At 65.5% G+C, this 20361-nt stretch carries 19 protein-coding genes; 17 read left to right on the forward strand and 2 right to left on the reverse strand.

What is annotated here, in order from left to right; translation table 11 throughout:
- Positions 1-281: 281 nt before the first annotated feature.
- Genes DIE15_RS14265 through DIE15_RS14275 form a run of 3 tightly spaced genes read left to right on the forward strand, consistent with a single transcriptional unit; the run spans position 282 to position 1312 of the window.
- Positions 282-716, forward strand: coding sequence for an STM2901 family protein (locus DIE15_RS14265; RefSeq protein ID WP_124833616.1), 435 nt, complete (start codon positions 282-284; stop codon positions 714-716).
- Positions 716-1069: a DUF1493 family protein gene (locus DIE15_RS14270; RefSeq protein ID WP_124833617.1), complete on the forward strand. Its 354-nt coding sequence runs from the start codon at positions 716-718 to the stop codon at positions 1067-1069. Before DIE15_RS14265 ends, DIE15_RS14270 begins: the two co-directional genes overlap by 1 nt.
- Positions 1070-1087: 18 nt before the next feature.
- Positions 1088-1312, forward strand: coding sequence for a hypothetical protein (locus tag DIE15_RS14275; protein WP_124833618.1), 225 nt, complete (start codon positions 1088-1090; stop codon positions 1310-1312).
- Positions 1313-1814: 502 nt separating this feature from the next.
- On the opposite strand, the gene queF is transcribed toward DIE15_RS14275, so the two are convergent.
- Both queF and ilvA read right to left on the reverse strand, forming a co-directional pair.
- Entirely contained in the window at positions 1815-2639 is an 825-nt protein-coding gene (gene queF, locus DIE15_RS14280) for an NADPH-dependent 7-cyano-7-deazaguanine reductase QueF (RefSeq protein ID WP_124833619.1), read from the reverse strand.
- A 12-nt stretch (positions 2640-2651) separates the two neighbouring features.
- Positions 2652-4175 carry a threonine ammonia-lyase, biosynthetic gene (ilvA, locus tag DIE15_RS14285; protein WP_124833620.1) on the reverse strand — a complete coding sequence of 508 codons (1524 nt, stop codon included), beginning with the start codon at positions 4173-4175 and terminating at the stop codon, positions 2652-2654.
- A gap of 576 nt (positions 4176-4751) precedes the next feature.
- On the opposite strand from ilvA, the gene DIE15_RS14295 reads away from it, so the two are divergent.
- From DIE15_RS14295 to DIE15_RS14360, 14 genes are all read left to right on the forward strand, one after another.
- The gene (locus DIE15_RS14295; RefSeq protein WP_124833621.1) at positions 4752-8780 is read left to right on the forward strand and encodes a DUF3683 domain-containing protein; all 4029 of its coding nucleotides are present in this window, start codon (positions 4752-4754) and stop codon (positions 8778-8780) included.
- 85 nt (positions 8781-8865) lie between these two features.
- Positions 8866-9309: an HIT family protein gene (locus DIE15_RS14300; RefSeq protein WP_057926678.1), complete on the forward strand. Its 444-nt coding sequence runs from the start codon at positions 8866-8868 to the stop codon at positions 9307-9309.
- Entirely contained in the window at positions 9306-9719 is a 414-nt protein-coding gene (locus tag DIE15_RS14305) for a gamma-butyrobetaine hydroxylase-like domain-containing protein (protein ID WP_014896073.1), read from the forward strand. Before DIE15_RS14300 ends, DIE15_RS14305 begins: the two co-directional genes overlap by 4 nt.
- Before the next feature lie 52 nt (positions 9720-9771).
- Positions 9772-10503 carry a bifunctional demethylmenaquinone methyltransferase/2-methoxy-6-polyprenyl-1,4-benzoquinol methylase UbiE gene (gene ubiE, locus DIE15_RS14310; protein ID WP_124833622.1) on the forward strand — a complete coding sequence of 244 codons (732 nt, stop codon included), beginning with the start codon at positions 9772-9774 and terminating at the stop codon, positions 10501-10503.
- Positions 10504-10544: 41 nt separating this feature from the next.
- The gene (locus tag DIE15_RS14315) at positions 10545-11588 is read left to right on the forward strand and encodes a Tim44 domain-containing protein (RefSeq protein WP_124833623.1); all 1044 of its coding nucleotides are present in this window, start codon (positions 10545-10547) and stop codon (positions 11586-11588) included.
- 162 nt (positions 11589-11750) lie between these two features.
- A complete protein-coding gene (locus DIE15_RS14320) occupies positions 11751-12377 on the forward strand; it encodes an SCP2 domain-containing protein (RefSeq protein ID WP_057926582.1) in 627 nt (208 codons plus the stop codon).
- A gap of 12 nt (positions 12378-12389) precedes the next feature.
- A complete protein-coding gene (gene ubiB / locus DIE15_RS14325) occupies positions 12390-13967 on the forward strand; it encodes a ubiquinone biosynthesis regulatory protein kinase UbiB (RefSeq protein WP_124833625.1) in 1578 nt (525 codons plus the stop codon).
- A gap of 17 nt (positions 13968-13984) precedes the next feature.
- A complete protein-coding gene (locus tag DIE15_RS14330) occupies positions 13985-14611 on the forward strand; it encodes an SAM-dependent methyltransferase (protein ID WP_057926584.1) in 627 nt (208 codons plus the stop codon).
- 96 nt (positions 14612-14707) lie between these two features.
- Positions 14708-15049 (forward strand): FmdB family zinc ribbon protein, encoded by a 342-nt coding sequence (locus DIE15_RS14335; RefSeq protein ID WP_057926585.1) that lies wholly within the window; start codon positions 14708-14710, stop codon positions 15047-15049.
- A gap of 61 nt (positions 15050-15110) precedes the next feature.
- Positions 15111-15761, forward strand: a complete 651-nt coding sequence (locus tag DIE15_RS14340; protein WP_175825015.1) for a DUF502 domain-containing protein — start codon at positions 15111-15113, stop codon at positions 15759-15761.
- Between the two features lie 67 nt (positions 15762-15828).
- Positions 15829-17631, forward strand: a complete 1803-nt coding sequence (gene aspS / locus DIE15_RS14345) for an aspartate--tRNA ligase (protein ID WP_057926587.1) — start codon at positions 15829-15831, stop codon at positions 17629-17631.
- A gap of 156 nt (positions 17632-17787) precedes the next feature.
- Positions 17788-18282, forward strand: coding sequence for a dihydroneopterin triphosphate diphosphatase (nudB, locus tag DIE15_RS14350; protein ID WP_057926588.1), 495 nt, complete (start codon positions 17788-17790; stop codon positions 18280-18282).
- Positions 18279-19553 (forward strand): cardiolipin synthase ClsB, encoded by a 1275-nt coding sequence (clsB, locus tag DIE15_RS14355; protein WP_057926589.1) that lies wholly within the window; start codon positions 18279-18281, stop codon positions 19551-19553. The genes nudB and clsB overlap by 4 nt, the downstream gene beginning before the upstream one ends.
- Before the next feature lie 199 nt (positions 19554-19752).
- Positions 19753-20352: a TetR/AcrR family transcriptional regulator gene (locus tag DIE15_RS14360; RefSeq protein WP_006751498.1), complete on the forward strand. Its 600-nt coding sequence runs from the start codon at positions 19753-19755 to the stop codon at positions 20350-20352.
- Positions 20353-20361: the final 9 nt, after the last annotated feature.

A 20361-nucleotide genomic window follows, 5' to 3' on the forward strand; every position in this document is an offset into this window, starting at 1 on the left:
ATCGAGGTGTTGCCGGTACTTGGCCTCGCGGGTACTCATCTCGTGGCAATCGCGATAATTCGTTGGGGGAACCCAGTCATGATGGATGTGAGTGGTGCCGAATTTTTACACTCTGAATGAAATCCCCGCGATGAGAGCGTGACACGATGTGTCCGTCTGGCGGGCGGCTCCAGTGATGGACGCACAAGACGTCAGTGGCGTCGATGAATCTCGATAGAGCAAATTCGGCGCGTCGCCGGGTATGGTCGTCATTCCGATCAACGATTTCACGAAGTCGAATCATGACGAGCAATACATACCGCTACGGCATTCATTCGGATCTCACGCCCGCCGAGCTTTTCTTTTTCGTTGCCGTAGAGGAGGCATGCGCACGGGTCGGGATCGACGATGTCGAAGCCGTGATTCTGATTTTGGCCGGATGGCCCGTTTTACCGACGCGGCAAAAATTCGGTGGCGCGACGAAAGGGACGTCCGTCGCATCCGTGATGGCCCGTTCGATTTTTCGTTACCAGCTCAACAGGAAGGTTCTGCCAACTGTGACGCTTCAAAGCATCAAGTCGTTTCGGATCATCCTGACCCGGAAGCTCAGCGTGTTCGTCGGGCGTGCTGTTCCGGGCGTGGGCTGGACGCTGCTTGCGCGAGACGTGTACGAGATCGTTCACGGCACGGTCTCCAGATACAACAGCCTCGTCAAGCCTGAGGATAAGGTGTTCTGATGGAAAACGTGAGTTGGGACCAGATCGAAGCCTTTGTCCGGTCAGAGGTGGGGCTCGGTCCATCGAAGCCGCTCTCCGCCGGCACTCGTCTCTGGGAGGATCTGGGGCAAACCGGCGATGAAGCCAATGACTTCATGGGGCGCTATTTTGAGCGGTTTGCCGTCGACACCGGCGATTTTGATTTCCACCGGTACTTCTTGATGGAAGGTGAGGGTTTGCTCTATTCGCTATTCCAGCGGTGGGTGCTTCGAAAGCCGCACGACTTCAAACGGGAATCGATCACGCTCGCGATGTTGCATCGTGCGGCCGTCGAAAGAAAATGGCACGCCAAGCGATTGGCAGAGTTGTCGTGAAAGGCTGGGTTTCCGCGTATGTTGCTGATGGAAACCATCGATTTGCGGCTCGATCAGATCGAGCGTGTCGCCCCGGATTGGCTTGCCGATCTGTACGAGGACCAAGGCCCGCTGACGCGAACACGGGCCTATATCAAGAACGGCTTTGCACGCACCTTTGGCGACTGCCGACGCACGCTAAGTGACAGTGTGCGTTGCGGCTCGCGGAAGAACCGGACGGAGCCGGCGGGGGCGCAATGGTGATTCGGATCGCAGTTTTGATGTTGGCGTTCTTGCTCACCCACAGTGCGGTTGCGGGTGCGCTATCCGATGGGGTGCCGCCCCGCCGGGCAGTCCCCACTGTTGGGTCGGAGTGGGTCGAAATCGTCAGGAATGGTGCGTGGTCGGCTGACATCAGCGGGGACGAAACGGCGGATATGTGCCGTACGTTCGTTCTTCGGCAGGCGGATGTCAGCGCGTTTTTCAAGCATGCGGGCCGCGTAACGGAACGGGCGTACAGCCATGATCTGGACGCCGCGAATTGCTATGCCGAAGGCAAAGCACGTTTCGCGGATGGTGGCGCGGCGAAATGGAGGATAGACCAGGCAAGGCAAGGCGAGGCTTCATTTCCACGCACGATGGTCGAACAATCTACCTGTATTGTCCGAAGTGCCGGGCCGCCGTGTTCGCGCCGAATTAGAGAGACGCGCCCTTCCGGAAGCAGGCAGGGTTGGCGGACCGCAAGATGCCCCGCCAACACACTCATTTACTGCCGCGCCGTCCGCGCGTTATCCGGCATCGGCTGGTTGTAGTTCGTGCGAAACGGATTGATGTCGAGCCCGCCGCGGCGCGTATAGCGCGCATACACCGCGAGCTTCACCGGTTTGCACGCATGCAGGATGTCGAGGAAGATGCGCTCGACGCACTGCTCGTGAAAGCCCGTGTGATTGCGGAACGAGATGATGTAGCGCAGCAGCCCCGCATGATCGATCTGCGGCCCGACGTAGTGGATCTGCACGCTGCCCCAGTCGGGCTGGCCGGTGACCGGGCAGTTCGAGCGCAGCAGGTCGGACACGAGCGTTTCCTCGACCGGCGCTTCGTCTTCGGCGGCCGACAGCAGCGACGGATCGGGTTCGTACACATCAGTGTCGAGGTCGAGCCGGTCGAGCGACAGCCCGTCGAGCTCTTCCATCTCGAGCTTGCCGAAATCGTGCGGCGACACGAGCTGCACCGATACGCTCGCGCCGCACGCGGCCGACACGTCGCGCTTCAGCACGTCGCGCACCGCATCGATCGAGTCGAACTTCGATTGCGCGAACGAACCGAGGTACAGCTTGAACGACTTTGATTCGACGATGTTCGGCGATTCGGCCGGCACGAAGAACGTCGCGACCGCGAGCTGCGGCTTGCCACGCGCGTTGAGCCACGACAGCTCGTACGCGTTCCAGATGTCGGTGCCGAAGAACGGCAGCGCCGACGTGATGCCGAGCTGCTCGCGCGCCCCGGCGCGCGGGATCGGGAACAGCAGCGACGCATCGTACTGGGCAGCGTAGACGGTGGCCTTGCCGAGCGGGGAATGTTCGGGATTCATTGCACGAAGCCTTTACGACAGGAAGAGGCGGTAGGCCGGATTGGCGCTCTCTTCGACATACGGATAGCCGAGCGCCGCGAGGAAGCGTTCGAACTCGGCGCGATCGGCCTGCGGCACTTGCAGCCCGACGAGGATCGAGCTGTAGTCCGCGCCCTGGTTGCGGTAGTGGAACAGGCTGATGTTCCAGTCCGGCGCCATCGACGACAGGAACTTCATCAGCGCGCCCGGCCGTTCCGGGAATTCGAAGCGGAACAGGCGTTCGTCGAGCGCGAGCGGCGAGCGGCCGCCCACCATGTAGCGGATGTGTTCCTTCGACAGCTCGTCGTGCGTCAGGTCGACGGTCTTGAAGCCGTGCGATTCGAAGTTCGCGGCGATTTCGGCCGACTCGCCGCGCCGCTTGATCTGCACGCCGACGAAGATGTGCGCGGACTGCGCATCGGCGATCCGGTAGTTGAACTCGGTCACGTTGCGGTCGCCGACGAGCGAGCAGAAGCGCTTGAAGCTGCCGCGCTCCTCGGGGATCGTGACCGCGAACACGGCTTCGCGCGCCTCGCCGACTTCCGCGCGTTCGGCAACGAAGCGCATCCGGTCGAAGTTCATGTTCGCGCCGGACGTGACCGCGACGAGCGTCTGGTTCTCGATCCCTTCGCGTTCCGCATAGCGTTTCGCGCCGGCGACCGCGAGCGCGCCGGACGGCTCGAGCACGCTGCGCGTGTCCTGGAACACGTCCTTGATCGCCGCGCACAGCGCGTCGGTGTCGACGGTCACGACGCCGTCGAGGAATTCGCGGCAGAGCCGGAAGGTTTCCTCGCCGACGAGCTTCACCGCGGTGCCGTCCGCGAACAGGCCGACCTCGGCCAGCTCGACGCGCTCGCCCTTCTGCAGCGACTGCGCCATCGCGCACGAATCCTCGGCCTGCACGCCGAATACCTTGATCTCCGGCCGCACCGCCTTGACATACGCGGCCACGCCGGCCGCGAGGCCGCCGCCGCCGATCGGCACGAAGATCGCGTGAATCGGGCCCTGGTGCTGACGCAGGATTTCCATCGCGATCGTGCCCTGGCCGGCGATCACGTACGGATCGTCGAACGGGTGGACGAACGTGAGATCGCGTTCCGCCTGCACCTTCACCGCGTGCGCGTACGCATCGCTGTACGACTCGCCCGCCTGGATCACCTCGACGCTCGGGCCGCCGTGCGCGCGCACCGCATCGACCTTCACCTGCGGCGTCGTGACGGGCACGACGATCACGGCCTTCACGCCCATCCGTGCCGCCGAGAACGCGACGCCCTGCGCATGATTGCCGGCCGATGCCGTAATCACGCCGCGCGCGAGCGCGGCGGCCGGAATGTGCGCCATCTTGTTGTACGCGCCGCGCAGCTTGAACGAGAACACCGGCTGGTTGTCCTCGCGCTTCAGGTAAACGGGGTTGCGCAGCCGGGCCGACAGGTTGCGGGCGGGTTCGAGTTCCGTCTCGAGCGCGACGTCGTAGACGCGCGCAGTGAGGATTTTCTTCAGGTAATCGTGGGATGCCATGGGCGCTCGCGTGCGGTGCGGAAAGCAGACGGTAAAGGATCAATGATAGCGCCAAGGGTCCGCCCGCATGCAAGCGGCATGCCGGGTGCACGGGCGCGGAACCGCGCCGGCGGGCGTGTTTGAAGGGTGGAGTGTCCTTTTTTACCGGTTTAACCGCACAGTTACCGACCGGACGGACGGCGAATGTCGGCGCAAAACCGTGCCGAACCAGGCCCGGCGCGGGTTGCGGCGAAAGCCCCACGACCTGTCCGGCGTGCCACGGAAGACCCGATCATGGGTTAGAATTCCGTTTTGAATCAAGGATCGGAAGATGCAGAGGCACCCTCGGATCGCCCCGTTGAAGCCGACGCCGCGTGCAGCCAGCCCCGCGGCGGAGCGGCATGCGCGCCGCGCGCGATCGTGCTGATGGCTCCGAGTGCCGCCAGGCCCTGCCGGCCAGGAACGGTGAGTCCAGTCCCGCTCCGGCCCCATGCGAGATAGTCGCGCGCCTGGCACCAGAACAGATTTCCCCAAGATTGCGCCTACGCGCTTGCCGACGCCCGTGCACGGTGTATCGGCCCTCCGAGTCGTCCGAACATGAACGCACCACAAGTTTTCGATCCGCATGGCGCGGCCGCCGCCGTCGCCGCCGACCCCGCGCCCCGACTGCGCGAGATTCCCTACAACTACACGTCCTTCTCCGACCGCGAGATCGTGATCCGCCTGCTCGGCGAGGAGGCGTGGTCGGTACTCGACGAGCTGCGCGCCGAACGCCGCACGGGCCGCTCGGCACGGATGCTGTATGAAGTGCTCGGCGACATCTGGGTCGTGCGCCGCAACCCGTACCTGCAGGACGACCTGCTCGACAACCCGAAGCGTCGCGCGCTGCTGATCGAGGCGCTGAACCACCGCCTGACCGAGATCGGCAAGCGCCGCCGTGCCGACCTGACCGCGCACCACGACGACGCGGGCCGCGAACGCGCCGGACGCGTCGAGATGCTCGAGGCCGCCGCGCAGCGCGCGGTCAACGAGTTCGCCGACGAGTTCGACAAGATGGCCGACCTGCGCCGCCGTGCGACCAAGGCACTCGGCCGCTGCACGCAGAAGGACAACATCCGCTTCGACGGGCTGTCGCGCGTGTCGCACGTGACGGACGCGACCGACTGGCGCGTCGAATACCCGTTCGTCGTGCTGACCCCCGATACCGAGGCCGAGATCGCGGCGCTGATCAAGGCCTGCTTCGAGCTCGGCCTGACCGTAATCCCGCGCGGCGGCGGCACCGGCTACACGGGCGGCGCGGTGCCGCTCACGCCGTTCTCCGCGGTGATCAACACCGAGAAGCTCGAACAGCTCGGCGCGGTCGAGCTGACCGAGCTGCCGGGCGTCGCGCACAAGGTGCCGACGATCTTCTCCGGCGCGGGCGTCGTCACGCGCCGCGTGACGGAGGCGGCCGAAGCGGCCGGCTACGTGTTCGCGGTCGATCCGACCTCGCTCGACGCATCGTGCATCGGCGGCAACGTCGCGATGAACGCGGGCGGCAAGAAGGCCGTGCTGTGGGGCACTGCGCTCGACAACTTGGCCTGGTGGCGGATGGTCGACCCGGACGGCAACTGGCTCGAAGTCACGCGCCACGAGCACAACCAGGGCAAGATCCACGACATCGCGGTCGCGCGCTTCGAGCTGAAGTGGTTCGACGGCGCCTACGCGCCGGGCGAGAAGCTGCTGAAGAGCGAGATGCTCGAGATCGAAGGCCGCCGGTTCCGCAAGGAAGGGCTCGGCAAGGACGTGACCGACAAGTTCCTCGCCGGCCTGCCGGGCGTGCAGAAGGAAGGCTGCGACGGGCTGATCACGTCGGCGCGCTGGGTGCTGCACAAGATGCCCGCGCACATGCGCACCGTCTGCCTCGAATTCTTCGGCCAGGCGCGCGAGGCGATCCCGAGCATCGTCGAGATCAAGGACTACCTGTTCGAGACGTCGAAGCAGGGCGGCGCGATCCTCGCGGGCCTCGAGCACCTCGACGAGCGCTATCTGCGCGCGGTCGGCTACGCGACCAAGAGCAAGCGCAACACATTCCCGAAGATGGTGCTGATCGGCGACATCGTCGGCGATGACGCCGATGCGGTCGCGCACGCGACGTCCGAAGTGATCCGGATGGCGAACGGCAAGAGCGGCGAAGGCTTCGTCGCGGTGAGCGCCGAGGCGCGCAAGCGCTTCTGGCTCGACCGCAGCCGCACGGCCGCGATCGCGAAGCACACGAACGCGTTCAAGATCAACGAAGACGTCGTGATCCCGCTGAACCGGATGGGCGAGTACACCGACGGCATCGAGCGGATCAACATCGAGCTGTCGCTGAAGAACAAGCTGCAGCTGGTCGATGCGCTGGAAGCGTTTTTCCGCGCCGGCAACCTGCCGCTCGGCAAGACCGACGACGCGAACGAGATCCCGAGCGCCGAGCTGCTCGAAGACCGCGTCCAGCAGGCGCTGGAGCTGCTCAAGCGCGTGCGCGCGCGCTGGGAATTCGTGCGCGACCGGCTAGACCAGCCGCTGCGCGAGGCGCAGCACTATCTCGTGCAGCTCGGTTACGAGGCGCTCGCCGAGAAGTTCGCCGACCGCGCGGACGAGCAGCCGGGCGCGACCGTGTTCCACATCACGCAGGACCGCACGGTCCGCATCTCGTGGAAGCAGGAGATCCGCGCGGAGCTGCGCGCGATCTTCAACGGCGGCGCGTTCAAGCAGATCCTCGACGAGGCGCAGGCGATCCACAAGCAGGTGCTGCGCGGTCGCGTGTTCGTCGCGCTGCACATGCACGCGGGCGACGGCAACGTCCACACCAACCTGCCGGTCAACTCCGACAACTACGAGATGCTGCAGGACGCCCACGCGGCGGTCGCACGCATCATGACGCTCGCGCGTTCGCTCGACGGCGTGATTTCCGGCGAGCATGGCATCGGCATCACGAAGCTCGAGTTCCTGACCGACGACGAGATCGCCGAATTCCGCGCATACAAGCAGCGTGTCGACCCGAACGGCCGCTTCAACAAGGGCAAGCTGCTCGAAGGCGCCGATCTGCGCAACGCGTATACGCCGAGCTTCGGGCTGATGGGGTACGAGTCGCTGATCATGAAGCAGTCCGACATCGGCGCGATCGCCGATTCGGTGAAGGACTGCCTGCGCTGCGGCAAGTGCAAGCCGGTGTGCGCGACCCACGTGCCGCGCGCGAACCTGCTGTACAGCCCGCGCAACAAGATCCTCGCGACGTCGCTGCTGGTCGAGGCGTTCCTGTACGAGGAGCAGACGCGCCGCGGCGTGTCGATCAAGCACTGGGACGAGTTCAACGACGTGGCCGACCACTGCACGGTGTGCCACAAGTGCGCGACGCCGTGCCCGGTGAAGATCGACTTCGGCGACGTCACGATGAACATGCGCAACCTGTTGCGCAAGATGGGCAAGAAGAAGTTCAACGCCGGCAATGCGGCGGGGATGTTCTTCCTGAACGCGACCAACCCGCAGACGATCAACATCGCGCGCGGCGTGATGATGGGCGTCGGCTACAAGGTGCAGCGCTTCGCGAACGACATGCTGAAGAAGGTCGTGACGAAGCAGACGCAGCACCCGCCGGCGACGGTCGGCAAGCCGCCGGTGGTCGAGCAGGTGATCCACTTCGTCAACAAGAAGATGCCGGGCAACCTGCCGAAGAAGACGGCGCGCGCGCTGCTCGACATCGAGGACAACAAGATCGTGCCGATCATCCGCAACCCGAAGTCGACGACCGTCGATTCGGAAGCGGTGTTCTACTTCCCGGGCTGCGGCTCCGAGCGCCTGTTCTCGCAGGTCGGGCTCGCGACGCAGGCGATGCTGTGGGAGGCGGGTGTGCAGACGGTGCTGCCGCCGGGCTACCTGTGCTGCGGCTATCCGCAGCGCGGCTCGGGCCAGTACGACAAGGCCGAGAAGATCGTCACGGACAACCGCGTGCTGTTCCACCGGGTCGCGAACACGCTGAACTACCTCGACATCAAGACGGTGGTCGTGTCGTGCGGCACGTGCTACGACCAGCTCGCCGGCTACGAATTCGACAAGATCTTCCCGGGCTGCCGGATCATCGACATCCACGAGTTCCTGCTCGAGAAGGGGATGAAGCTCGACGGCGTGACGGGCACGCGCTACATGTATCACGACCCGTGCCACACGCCGATCAAGACGATGGACCCGGTGAAGCTCGTCAACGAGCTGATGGGTGCGGAGAAGGACGGCTACAAGATCGAGAAGAACGAGCGTTGCTGCGGCGAATCGGGCACGCTCGCGGTCACGCGCCCGGACGTGTCGACGCAGGTTCGCTTCCGCAAGGAAGAGGAAATCCGCAAGGGTGCCGCGAAGCTGCGCAGCATCCCGGTCGTGGCCGGCGATGCGCCGGCGCCGGCCGCGGCCGCGGCCGCGAACGGCCCGGACGTCAAGATCCTGACGAGCTGCCCATCGTGCCTGCAGGGCCTGTCGCGCTACAACGAGGACGCGAACATCGAGGCCGACTACATCGTGGTCGAAATCGCGCGCCAGGTGCTCGGCGAGAACTGGATGGCCGACTATGTCGCACACGCGAACAATGGCGGGATCGAGCGCGTGCTGGTCTAATGCGGGCATGACGGCCGCCCGGCCGGGCCAGGGACGAGCGGGCGCCGTCGCACACGCGACGGCGCCCGTCCACATGGGAGCGACGATGGAATGCGTGTTTTGCCGTGAAGACGGCGGCGAGGTGCTCTGGCAGGACGACATGCTGCGCGTCGTCCTCGCGACGGGCGAGCACGAGTACCCGGGCTTCTGCCGGGTGATCTGGGGCACGCACGTGGCCGAGTTCTCCGATCTCGGCGAGCCTGAGCGGGCACATCTGATGCGCGTGGTGTACGCGGTGGAGCGGGCCGTGCGCCGCGTGATGCAGCCGAACAAGGTGAATCTCGCGAGCCTCGGCAACATGGTGCCGCACGTGCACTGGCACGTGATCCCGCGCTTCTCGAACGACGCCCATTTTCCTCAGCCCGTCTGGGCGCCGCGCCAGCGCGGCGTGTCCGAGGCGCTGCTGCGCACGCGCGCGGCGCAGGCCTCGCTGCTGCACAATGCGGTGCGCGAGGAAATTCAACGAACGACCGATCCGAGGCAGCCATGAGCGGTTTGACTTCCACGACGCCGATTCCGTCCGGCGTCGTCGTGCACGCGGTGTCGCGCGTGCTCGAATTGCAGTACCCGAACGGAGACAGTTTCCGGATTCCGTTCGAGCTGATGCGCGTCTATTCGCCGTCGGCAGAGGTGCGCGGCCACGGGCCCGGCCAGGAGACGCTGCAGACGGGCAAGCGCGAGGTGACGATCACGGCGCTCGAGGGCGTGGGCAACTACGCGCTGCAGCCGACGTTCTCCGACGGCCATTCGACCGGCATCTACTCGTGGGACCTGCTGTACGAACTGGCGACGCAGCAGGACGCGCTGTGGCGCGACTATTTCGACAAACTGAAGGCGGCGGGCGTCGAGCGCGACGCGCCGATGCAGGCGGCCCCCGCGCCGCACGGCCACTGCCACTGAAATCGACGGCGCCCGCTCGGCGCCGTCTTGCCATTTACTGAGGATCAACGCGATGAGCAAAACCCACTTCGGCTTCGAAAGCGTCGAGGAAAACGAAAAAGCGAAGAAAGTGGCGGGCGTGTTCCATTCGGTCGCGAGCAACTACGATCTGATGAACGACCTGATGTCGGCCGGCATGCACCGCGCGTGGAAGGCGTTCACGATCGCGCAGGCGAACGTGCGCCCCGGCTTCAAGGTGCTCGACATCGCGGCCGGCACGGGCGACCTGACCAAGGCGTTCGCGAAGGCGGCCGGCCCGACGGGCGAAGTCTGGCACACCGACATCAACGAATCGATGCTGCGCGTCGGCCGCGACCGGCTGCTCGACAAGGGCATCGTGACGCCGTCGCTGCTGTGCGATGCCGAGAAAATTCCCTTTCCGGACAACTACTTCGATGTGGTCACGGTCGCGTTCGGGCTGCGCAACATGACGCACAAGGACGCCGCGCTCGCCGAGATGCGCCGTGTGACGAAGCCCGGCGGCCGCGTGATGGTGCTGGAATTCTCGAAAGTCTGGGATCCGCTGAAAAAAGCGTACGATCTGTATTCTTTCAAAGTATTACCGTGGCTTGGCGACAAGTTCGCGAAAGATGCTGAAAGTTATCGGTATCTTGCCGAATCTATCCGGATGCATCCTGATCAAGACACGCTGAAGACGATGATGGAACAAGCGGGCCTCGATGCCGTCAAATATTACAATTTGTCAGGTGGCGTGGTAGCTTTACACCTAGGAACCAAGTACTAAGGGGTTCTTTCCATACATTTGTCTTACATCTGGAGAAGCTGATGTCCGAATCGCGTTCGTTGTTCAACCGTAGCAAGCCGTCGAAGCCGTGGGCTCGACGGGTCGGCACGCTGCTGCTGGTCGGCCTGCTCACGGCCGGCACGTTCGCATCGCTCGACGCCGAGGCCAAGCGCATGGGCGGTGGGCGCAGCATCGGCCGTCAGAGCTCCACCGTCACGCAGCGCCAGGCCACGCCGCCCGCGCAGCAGCCGATGCAGCAGGCCGCGCCGGCGCAGGCGCAGCGCGCGAACCCGGCCGCACCGGCGCCGGCCGCGCAGTCCAACCGCTCGCGCTGGCTCGGGCCGATCGCCGGTCTCGCGGCCGGCCTCGGCATCGCGGCGCTGCTGTCGCATTTCGGCCTGGGTGGCGCGTTCGCGAGCATGATGGCGAACGTCATCGTGATCGCGCTGCTGGCGATGGTCGGCATCTGGCTGATCCGCAAGTTCATGAACCGTCGCCGTCCGCAGGAACCGGCGTACTCGGCGGGCGGCTCGGCCTCGTCGTCGGGCGGCTACTCGCAGAGCCCGTCGTTCCAGCAAAACGGCACGGGCAGCAACTATGCCGGCAGCGGCAGCAGCTATGCGAACGAAGCGCAGGGCGTGTTCGGCGGCGGCGCGGCGGCCGCCGGCGCGGCGGGCGCGGCGGGCGCGATGGCGGCCGCACCGCTTCAGGTGCCGGCCGGCTTCGATACCGAAGCGTTCCTGCGTAGCGCGAAGGTCTACTTCGTGCGCCTGCAGGCGGCATGGGACCAGGGCAACCTGGCCGACATCCGCGAGTTCACGACGCCGGAAATGTTCGCCGAGATCAAGATCGATCTCGACTCGCGCGGCAACGAGGCGAACCAGACCGACGTTGTGCAGCTCGACGCGGAGCTGGTCGCAATCGAGGATCGCGGCATCGAGCAGTCGGCGAGCGTGCGCTTCCACGGGCTGATCCGCGAGTCGGCGAATGCGTCGGCGGCGCCGTTCGACGAGGTGTGGAACCTGTCGAAGTCGGGCAGCCAGGGCTGGCTGCTCGCGGGTATTCAGCAGATCAACACGCACTGAGCGTGACCGGCGGCCGGCTTGCCGGCTGCCCGGGCGACGGCCGCCGCACTGCGACCGCTTGCCGCCCGGGTGTGCGGTTGGCCGCGGTCTGCCGACGATCCGACGTTACAATAGAAACCCGCGTAGGCGTCCGGCCTGCGCGGGTTTTTCTTTCCCAGCCCGATGACCTTTGCCGCCAAGCCTTTTGCTGCTGCTGTCAATCACCTGCTCGCGCGCGAATCATGGGCGCGCGACCGCCTGATTCCCTATGTGGGCAAGACTGCCCGGATCGACGTGCCCCCCGTCACGCTCACGCTGCTCGTGCAGCCGGACGGTTACCTGTCCGCGGTGGAAGCGCACGATGCGCAACACGTCGACGTGTCGATCGCGCTCGCGGGCGACACCGTTGCGGCATTCCTGCAGGGCGGCCAGGCGGCCGTGATGAAGCACGTGAAGATCGAGGGCGACGCGGAGTTCGCGACGCAGATCGCGAAGCTGGCCGAGCATCTGCGCTGGGAACCTGAGGAAGATCTCGCGAAGCTGGTCGGCGACGCGGCGGCATACCGGATCGCGACGGTCGTGCGCGACGCCGGCGCACGCGCGCGCCGCACCGGCCGCAACGTGCTCGATTCCGTCGCCGAGTACTGGCTCGACGAGAACCCGCAAGTCGTCCGGCGCACGGCGCTCGGCGGCTTCGACGCCGAACTGGCGCGTGCGCGCGATGCGCTCGCGCGGGTCGAAAAGCGGGTCGAGCGACTCGAACAAAAAATTGGCGCGCGCACGGGTTCCGGCCCGCGCGGCGCGCACTGAGGGCCGCAGGGCATGCGCATTTTCCGTTTCATCAAGATTGTCTACACCGTCATCCGCTTTGGCCTCGACGAGGTGATGCTGTCCCGGATCGACGACCGGCGCGTGAAGCTGCTGCTGCGGATCACGACGATCGGCCGTCGCTACTCCGATCCGCCCGCCGTGCGGCTGCGCCACGCGCTCGAAAGTCTCGGTCCGATCTTCGTGAAGTTCGGCCAGGTGCTGTCGACGCGCCGAGACCTGCTGTCGGTCGATTTCGCGAATGAGCTCGCGAAGCTGCAGGACCAGGTGCCGCCGTTCGATTCGGCGGTCGCGATCGGGATCATCGAGAAGTCGCTCGGTGCGCCGGTCGACGAGCTGTTCGACGAATTCGAGCGCGAGCCCGTCGCCAGCGCGTCGATCGCGCAGGTGCATTTCGCGAAACTCAAGCAGGGCGTGCATGCGGGCAAGGCGGTCGCCGTCAAGGTGCTGCGCCCGAACATGCTGTCCGTGATCGACTCCGACCTCGCGCTGATGCGCGACATCGCGATCTGGACCGAGCGCATGTGGGCCGACGGCCGGCGTCTGAAGCCGCGCGAAGTCGTTGCCGAATTCGACAAGTACCTGCACGACGAGCTCGACCTGATGCGCGAGGCCGCGAACGGCAGCCAGCTGCGCCGCAACTTCGCGGGTCTCGACCTGCTGCTCGTGCCCGAGATGTTCTGGGATTTCTCGACGTCGCAGGTGCTCGTGATGGAGCGCATGACCGGCGTGCCGATCAGCCAGGTCGAGACGCTGCGCAGCGCGGGCGTGGACATCAAGAAGCTCGCGCGCGAAGGTGTCGAGATCTTCTTCACGCAGGTGTTCCGCGACGGTTTCTTCCATGCGGACATGCACCCGGGCAACATCCAGGTGAGCCTCGACCCGAAGACCTTCGGCCGCTATATCGCGCTCGATTTCGGGATCGTCGGCGCGTTGTCGGATTTCGACAAGAACTACCTTGCGCAGAACTTCCTCGCGTTCTTCAAGCGCGATTACCACCGCGTCGCGACGCTGCACCTTGAATCGGGCTGGGTGCCGCCCGAGACGCGCGTCGAGGAACTCGAAAGCGCGATCCGCGCGGTGTGCGAGCCGTATTTCGACCGCGCGCTGAAGGACATCTCGCTCGGCCAGGTGCTGATGCGCCTGTTCTCGACGTCGCGCCGCTTCAACGTCGAGATCCAGCCGCAGCTCGTGCTGCTGCAGAAGACGATGCTGAACGTCGAGGGGCTCGGCCGCTCGCTCGACCCCGAACTCGACCTGTGGAAGACCGCGAAGCCGTACCTCGAGCGCTGGATGACCGAGCAGATCGGCCTGCGCGGCTGGTACGAGCGCTTCAAGGTCGAGGCGCCGCAATGGAGCAAGACGCTGCCGCAACTGCCGCGCCTGATCCACCACGCGATGGCGGCGCGCCACGATGCGCCGCGTGCGGCGAGCGAGGACTTGATGCGTCAGATCCTCGTCGAGCAGAAACGTACCAACCGGCTGCTGCAGGCATTGCTGATCTTCGGTCTTGCCGTCGGCGTCGGTGCGCTCGTCGCGCGCGTGCTGCTCGCGCTCGCATACGGCGCGTGACCGAAAGGAGCAGGGCGATGTCCGAACCGAAGCAACCCGTCGCACCCGGCGCCGCCGATTTCGCGACGCGCGACCCCGGCAACGCATCGTTCTGGGACGAGCGTTTCGCGCGCGGCGTGACGCCGTGGGAATTCGGCGGCGTGCCCGAGGGGTTTCGCGCGTTTGCGCAGCGGCGCGAGCCTTGTGCGGTGCTGATTCCCGGCTGCGGCAGTGCGCAGGAGGCCGGCTGGCTCGCGCAGGCCGGCTGGCCGGTGCGCGCAATCGATTTCGCCGCGCAGGCGGTGGCGGCCGCGAAGGCGCAGCTCGGCGCGCATGCGGACGTCGTCGAGCAGGCCGATTTCTTCGCGTACCAGCCGCCGTTCGACGTGCAGTGGGTGTATGAGCGCGCGTTCCTGTGCGCGTTGCCGCCGAGCCTGCGCGCCCGCTATGCGGCGCGGATGGCCGAACTGCTGCCCACCGGCGCGTTGCTCGCCGGCTATTTCTTCGTGACGAAGAAACCGAAAGGACCGCCGTTCGGCATCGAGCGCGCCGAACTCGAGGCATTGCTCGCGCCGCACTTCGAATTGATCGAGGATCTGCCCGTGACCGATTCGCTGGCCGTGTTCGAAGGGCACGAGCGCTGGCTCACATGGCGCCGTCGCTGAAGCCCGGGCGTCGCGACCGTTACCGGAGCGCGCCGGGGTTTCGGCTATAATTCAAGGTTTTGCAAGCCGTTTCCAGTTTCTGCGGGAAAAAATATCATGCCGATCTACGCCTATCGATGCGAAGCGTGTGGTTTCGCGAAGGACGTGCTCCAGAAGATGAGCGACGCGCCGCTGTCGCAGTGCCCGGAATGCGGGAAGGATGCATTTCGCAAGCAGGTCACTGCTGCGGGCTTCCAGCTGAAGGGTTCGGGTTGGTATGTCACCGATTTCCGTGGTGGCTCGGGCGGCACCAGCGCGCCGGCGACGGCGTCCGGCGACACGGGTGCTGCAGCACCGGCCGCGGCGCCGGCGGCAGCCGCGCCCGCTGCCGCGAGTTCCGAAAGTACGACGACGAGCGCCGCGCCCGCCCCGGCTGCAGCGCCCGCCGCCGGCAGTTGACAGTCGCGGCCCGGCCGGGCTGCGTCCACACCGCGCTTTCGGCGCGGTTCATTGACGGCAGATGATGAAAAAGACGACCCTGAAATCGGTGTTTCTGACCGGCCTGCTGGTTCTCGTCCCGCTCGCGATCACGCTGTGGGTGCTCGGCCTCATCATCGGCACGATGGACCAGACGCTGCTGCTGCTGCCCGAATCGTGGCAGCCGGAGCGGATGCTCGGCTTCCACCTGCCGGGGATCGGTGCGGTGCTGACGCTCGCGTTCATCTTCGTCGTCGGGCTGGCCACGCAGAACTTCATCGGCCAGAAGCTCGTCACGTGGTGGAACGCGGTCGTGCGTCACATCCCGGTCGTCGGGCCGATCTACACGAGCGTCAAGCAGGTGTCGGACACGCTGCTGTCGAGCAGCGGCAACGCGTTCCGCAAGGCGCTGCTGATCGAATACCCGCGTCGCGGCTCGTATACGATCGCGTTTCTGACCGGCGCGCCCGGCGGCGACGTGGTCAACCATCTGACGGAAGAGTACGTGAGCGTGTATGTGCCCACGACGCCGAACCCGACGTCGGGCTTCTTCCTGATGCTGCCGAAGAGCGAAGTCATCGAACTCGACATGTCGGTCGATGCCGCGCTCAAGTACATCGTCTCGATGGGCGTCGTGGCGCCTCCGGCGCCGGCTCCGGCGCCCGCCCGCCGTCCCGTCGAGCCGCCGCTGTAAGTAAAGAATCATCGCCCGGGCCGCGCGTTGCGGCACCCGTTGATCAAACCGAACGAAAGCAAACATCATGTCGATGCGTACTGAATACTGCGGTCTCGTGACCGAACACCTGCTGGGCCAAACCGTGTCGCTGTGCGGCTGGGTGCAGCGCCGCCGCGATCACGGCGGTGTGATCTTCATCGACCTGCGCGATCGTGAAGGCCTCGTGCAGGTGGTGTGCGACCCGGACCGCGCGGAAATGTTCGCGACCGCCGAAGGCGTGCGCAACGAGTTCTGCGTGCAGATCAAGGGTCTCGTGCGCAACCGTCCGGAAGGCACGGTCAACGCGGGCCTGAAGAGCGGCAAGATCGAAGTGCTGTGCCACGAGCTGATCGTGCTGAACGCGTCGATCACGCCGCCGTTCCAGCTCGACGACGACAACCTGTCGGAAACGACGCGCCTCACGCACCGCGTGCTCGACCTGCGCCGTCCGCAGATGCAGCACAACCTGCGCCTGCGCTACCGCGTCGCGATCGAAGCGCGCAAGTACCTCGACGAGCAGGGCTTCATCGACATCGAAACGCCGATGCTGACGAAGAGCACGCCGGAAGGCGCGCGCGACTACCTCGTGCCGTCGCGCGTGAACGCAGGCCAGTTCTTCGCGCTGCCGCAGTCGCCGCAGCTGTTCAAGCAGCTGCTGATGGTCGCGAACTTCGACCGTTACTACCAGATCACCAAGTGCTTCCGCGACGAAGACCTGCGCGCCGACCGCCAGCCGGAATTCACGCAGATCGATTGCGAGACGTCGTTCCTCGGCGAGCAGGAAATTCGTGACCTGTTCGAAGACATGATCCGTCACATCTTCAAGACGACGATCGACGTCGAGCTCGACGCGAAATTCCCGGTGATGCCGTACTCGGAAGCGATGGCGCGTTTCGGTTCGGACAAGCCGGACCTGCGCGTGCAGCTCGAGTTCACCGAGCTGACCGACGCGATGAAGGACGTCGACTTCAAGGTGTTCAGCACGCCGGCCAACGCGAAGGACGGCCGTGTCGCGGCGCTGCGCGTGCCGAAGGGCAGCGAGCTGTCGCGTGGCGACATCGACGGCTACACCGAATTCGTGCGCATCTACGGCGCGAAGGGCCTCGCATGGATCAAGGTCAACGAGAAGGCGAAGGGCCGCGACGGCCTGCAAAGCCCGATCGTCAAGAACCTGCACGACGCATCGATCGCGGCGATCCTCGAGCGCACCGGCGCTGAAGACGGCGACATCATCTTCTTCGCGGCCGACCGCGCGAAGGTCGTCAACGACAGCCTCGGCGCGCTGCGCCTGAAGATCGGCCATTCGGAATTCGGCAAGGCGAACGGCCTCGTCCAGGCCGGCTGGAAGCCGCTGTGGGTCGTCGACTTCCCGATGTTCGAATACGACGACGAGGACGCGCGCTACGTCGCTGCGCACCACCCGTTCACGAGCCCGAAGGACGAGCACCTCGAGTACCTCGAGACCGATCCGGGCCGCTGCCTCGCGAAGGCCTACGACATGGTGCTGAACGGCTGGGAAATCGGCGGCGGCTCGGTGCGTATCCACCGCGAGGAAGTGCAGAGCAAGGTATTCCGCGCGCTGAAGATCGGTGCGGAAGAGGCGCAGCTGAAATTCGGCTTCCTGCTGGATGCGCTGCAGTACGGCGCGCCGCCGCACGGCGGTATCGCATTCGGTCTCGACCGCATCGTCACGATGATGGCCGGTGCCGATTCGATCCGCGACGTGATCGCGTTCCCGAAGACGCAGCGTGCGCAGGATCTGCTCACGCAGGCGCCGAGCCCGGTCGACGAGCGTCAGCTGCGCGAGCTGCACATCCGTCTGCGTCAGCCGGAACAGCCGAAGGCGTAACGCTTGTCGCAGGTCGTGTGCGCGGCGACGCGCGCACGACAACCCAACGAAAAAGGCGCCGTGGTGCGCCTTTTTCGTTTTTTGCGGTACAGTCGCAGCACTTGCCGCACGTTCGGGTGCAGCCCGAGACACGGCCCTGTGCCGCATGAAACAAAGATGACGAAGCCGCCGAAAATCCCCGAATCCGTTCTCGTCGTGATCTACACGCCCGACCTCGACGTGCTGGTGATCAAGCGTGCCGATCAGCCCGATTTCTGGCAATCGGTGACCGGATCGAAGGACACGCTCGACGAGCCGCTTGCGCTCACGGCCGCGCGCGAAGTCGTCGAGGAAACCGGCATCGCGGTCGGGTCGCACGACGTGCCGGCCACCGCGCTGATCGACTGGCACCACCGGATCGAATACACGATCTATCCGCAATACCTGCATCGCTATGCGCCGGGCGTCACGCGCAACGTCGAGCACTGGTTCGGCCTGTGCGTGCCGCACCGCGTCGACGTGACGCTGTCGCCGCGCGAGCACGTCGACTACGCGTGGCTGCCGTTCCGCGAAGCGGCCGAGCGCTGCTTCTCGCCGTCGAACGCCGAAGCGATCCTGCAATTGCCCGTGCGCGTGTCGCTCGCGCGGGCGCCGCACGGCTCGTCCGCATGAATGCGGAAACCCGCAAGCGCTTCGCGCAATTGCGGCAGATGTTCCTGCAGGAGCGCGGCTCCGCGTCGCGGCTCGCATTCACGGCGGGCAACACCGTGCGCCTGTGCGAGACCGGCAGCGAATTCTTCCACGCGCTGATCGAGCGGATCGATGCGGCGCGCGAGCAGGTGATGCTCGAAACCTATATCTTTTGCGACGACGCGGCCGGCCGGCCGGTGTCGGATGCGCTGATTCGCGCGGCACAGCGCGGCGTGCGCGTGCGCGTGATCACCGACGGCATCGGCACCGCGCGCCTGCCGCTGTTCGACACGTGGGCCGAGGCCGGCGTCGAGCACTGCATCTACAACCGCTTCCTGTTCGGCCGTTTCGGCTTCTCGCGCACGCACCGCAAGCTCGCGGTGATCGATCATGCGGTCGCGTTCTGCGGCGGCATCAACATCGTCGACGATTACACGCAGGGCAGCGCGACGCTGCCGTTTCCGCGCTGGGATTTCGCGGTCGAGATGGCCGGGCCGGCGGTGTCGGACGTGCGCGCCGCGTTGGAGCTGCAGTGGCACCGGATCCAGTTCGGCCACAAGCCGTACGCGCAGTACGCGGCCGGGCTGCACGGCGGCGAAGCGTTTCCCGACATGTTCCGGCGCTGGATGCGCAGCCACCGGTGGATCAAGGCCGGCGCGCTGCGGGTCGTCACCGAGCCGAGCGTCGCGTTCGTCGCGCGCGACAACGTCGTGAACCGCCGCGCGATCGAGAAGGCGTATCTCGCCGCGATCGGCCAGGCGCGTCACCGGATCCTGCTCGCGAACCCGTACTTCATGCCGGGCCGCAAGCTGCGCCGTGCGTTGACGGGCGCCGCGCGGCGCGGCGTCGACGTGCGGATCCTGATCGGCCGCAAGGAGTTCACGGCGCTCGATACGGCCGTGCCGTTCCTGTATCACGCGCTGCTGCGCGCAGGCGTGCGCGTGGCGGAATACGACAAGACGATCCTGCACGGCAAGGTCGCGGTGATCGACGACAATTGGGCAACCGTCGGTTCGTCGAACCTGGATGCGCTGAGCCTGATGCTGAACAATGAGGCCAATGTCGTGCTGGTGCGCTACGACGCGATCACCAACGAGCTGCGCGACGCGATCGCGGCCGCGTTCTCCGAAGGCCGCGAAATCGACGCCGCCCGGTACGCCGCACGGCCGCGCATCGAGCGTATGCTGAACTGGCTCGCGTACAACACGTACCGCATCGTGATGAAGGCGCTGACGGTCGGCGGTTACGACTGACACGGACTAAGCGTCCGCTTCAAAAATCTGTCCGCACGTTCGTGCGGAAAAGCCGCTCCGGTCCCGCCGGAATCGCGCAAAATAGCGGCTCGGTTAGACACCGGTTTCTAATAATTTCCTTGTTTCGCGAGCGGCCGCACTCAATAATAGTACGGCCGTTCGATTTTATTCGAACCCCCGAACGGTTACAGAAAAAGCTATGCGAAAAGGCGAACAGACGCGTGCCGCGATACTTGAAGCTGCTTTGGACCTCGCCAGCCGTGACGGGCTGGAGGGGCTGACGATCGGCCTCCTGGCCGAGCGCATGCAGATGAGCAAGAGCGGTGTGTTCGCGCACTTCGGATCGCGCGAAGACCTGCAGGTCGAGGTCGTCCGCGAGTATCACCATCGTTTCGAAAACGAGGTGTTCTTTCCGAGCCTGCGCGAGCCGCGAGGCTTGCCGCGCCTTCGGGCGATGCTGGCCCGCTGGACGGAGAAGCGCATCCAGGAGGTGACGACCGGATGCATCTACATCAGCGGTGCCGTCGAGTACGACGACCGGCCTGACAGCCCCGTGCGCGAGCAGTTGATCGCGAGCGTGACGGCCTGGCGTGCCGCGATGCTGCGTGCCATTTCGCAGGCGAAGGAAGAAGGCCATCTGCGTGCGGATACGGATCCGGACCTGATGCTCTTCGAGTTGTACAGCTTCACGCTCGGCCTGCATCACGACGCACGCTTCCTGCATTCGCCGGATGCCGTGCGCCTCACGTGGGCCGCGCTGGAAAAGACGATTGTTTCGTATCAGAGCGAGAGCCGTTAGCGGCGCGTG

Origin of the sequence: Burkholderia sp. Bp9031 (assembly GCF_003857965.1) — a bacterium.
In the GTDB taxonomy this organism is placed as follows: domain Bacteria; phylum Pseudomonadota; class Gammaproteobacteria; order Burkholderiales; family Burkholderiaceae; genus Burkholderia; species Burkholderia ambifaria_A.

Bases quoted from the DNA above. Each gene is read 5' to 3' on its own strand.
- DIE15_RS14265 (WP_124833616.1), top strand. From the start codon at position 282: ATGACGAGCAATACATACCGCTACGGCATTCATTCGGATCTCACGCCC.
- DIE15_RS14270 (WP_124833617.1), top strand. From the start codon at position 716: ATGGAAAACGTGAGTTGGGACCAGATCGAAGCCTTTGTCCGGTCAGAG.
- DIE15_RS14275 (WP_124833618.1), top strand. From the start codon at position 1,088: ATGTTGCTGATGGAAACCATCGATTTGCGGCTCGATCAGATCGAGCGT.
- queF (WP_124833619.1), bottom strand. From the start codon at position 2,639: ATGAATCCCGAACATTCCCCGCTCGGCAAGGCCACCGTCTACGCTGCC.
- ilvA (WP_124833620.1), bottom strand. From the start codon at position 4,175: ATGGCATCCCACGATTACCTGAAGAAAATCCTCACTGCGCGCGTCTAC.
- DIE15_RS14295 (WP_124833621.1), top strand. From the start codon at position 4,752: ATGAACGCACCACAAGTTTTCGATCCGCATGGCGCGGCCGCCGCCGTC.
- DIE15_RS14300 (WP_057926678.1), top strand. From the start codon at position 8,866: ATGGAATGCGTGTTTTGCCGTGAAGACGGCGGCGAGGTGCTCTGGCAG.
- DIE15_RS14305 (WP_014896073.1), top strand. From the start codon at position 9,306: ATGAGCGGTTTGACTTCCACGACGCCGATTCCGTCCGGCGTCGTCGTG.
- ubiE (WP_124833622.1), top strand. From the start codon at position 9,772: ATGAGCAAAACCCACTTCGGCTTCGAAAGCGTCGAGGAAAACGAAAAA.
- DIE15_RS14315 (WP_124833623.1), top strand. From the start codon at position 10,545: ATGTCCGAATCGCGTTCGTTGTTCAACCGTAGCAAGCCGTCGAAGCCG.
- DIE15_RS14320 (WP_057926582.1), top strand. From the start codon at position 11,751: ATGACCTTTGCCGCCAAGCCTTTTGCTGCTGCTGTCAATCACCTGCTC.
- ubiB (WP_124833625.1), top strand. From the start codon at position 12,390: ATGCGCATTTTCCGTTTCATCAAGATTGTCTACACCGTCATCCGCTTT.
- DIE15_RS14330 (WP_057926584.1), top strand. From the start codon at position 13,985: ATGTCCGAACCGAAGCAACCCGTCGCACCCGGCGCCGCCGATTTCGCG.
- DIE15_RS14335 (WP_057926585.1), top strand. From the start codon at position 14,708: ATGCCGATCTACGCCTATCGATGCGAAGCGTGTGGTTTCGCGAAGGAC.
- DIE15_RS14340 (WP_175825015.1), top strand. From the start codon at position 15,111: ATGATGAAAAAGACGACCCTGAAATCGGTGTTTCTGACCGGCCTGCTG.
- aspS (WP_057926587.1), top strand. From the start codon at position 15,829: ATGTCGATGCGTACTGAATACTGCGGTCTCGTGACCGAACACCTGCTG.
- nudB (WP_057926588.1), top strand. From the start codon at position 17,788: ATGACGAAGCCGCCGAAAATCCCCGAATCCGTTCTCGTCGTGATCTAC.
- clsB (WP_057926589.1), top strand. From the start codon at position 18,279: ATGAATGCGGAAACCCGCAAGCGCTTCGCGCAATTGCGGCAGATGTTC.
- DIE15_RS14360 (WP_006751498.1), top strand. From the start codon at position 19,753: ATGCGAAAAGGCGAACAGACGCGTGCCGCGATACTTGAAGCTGCTTTG.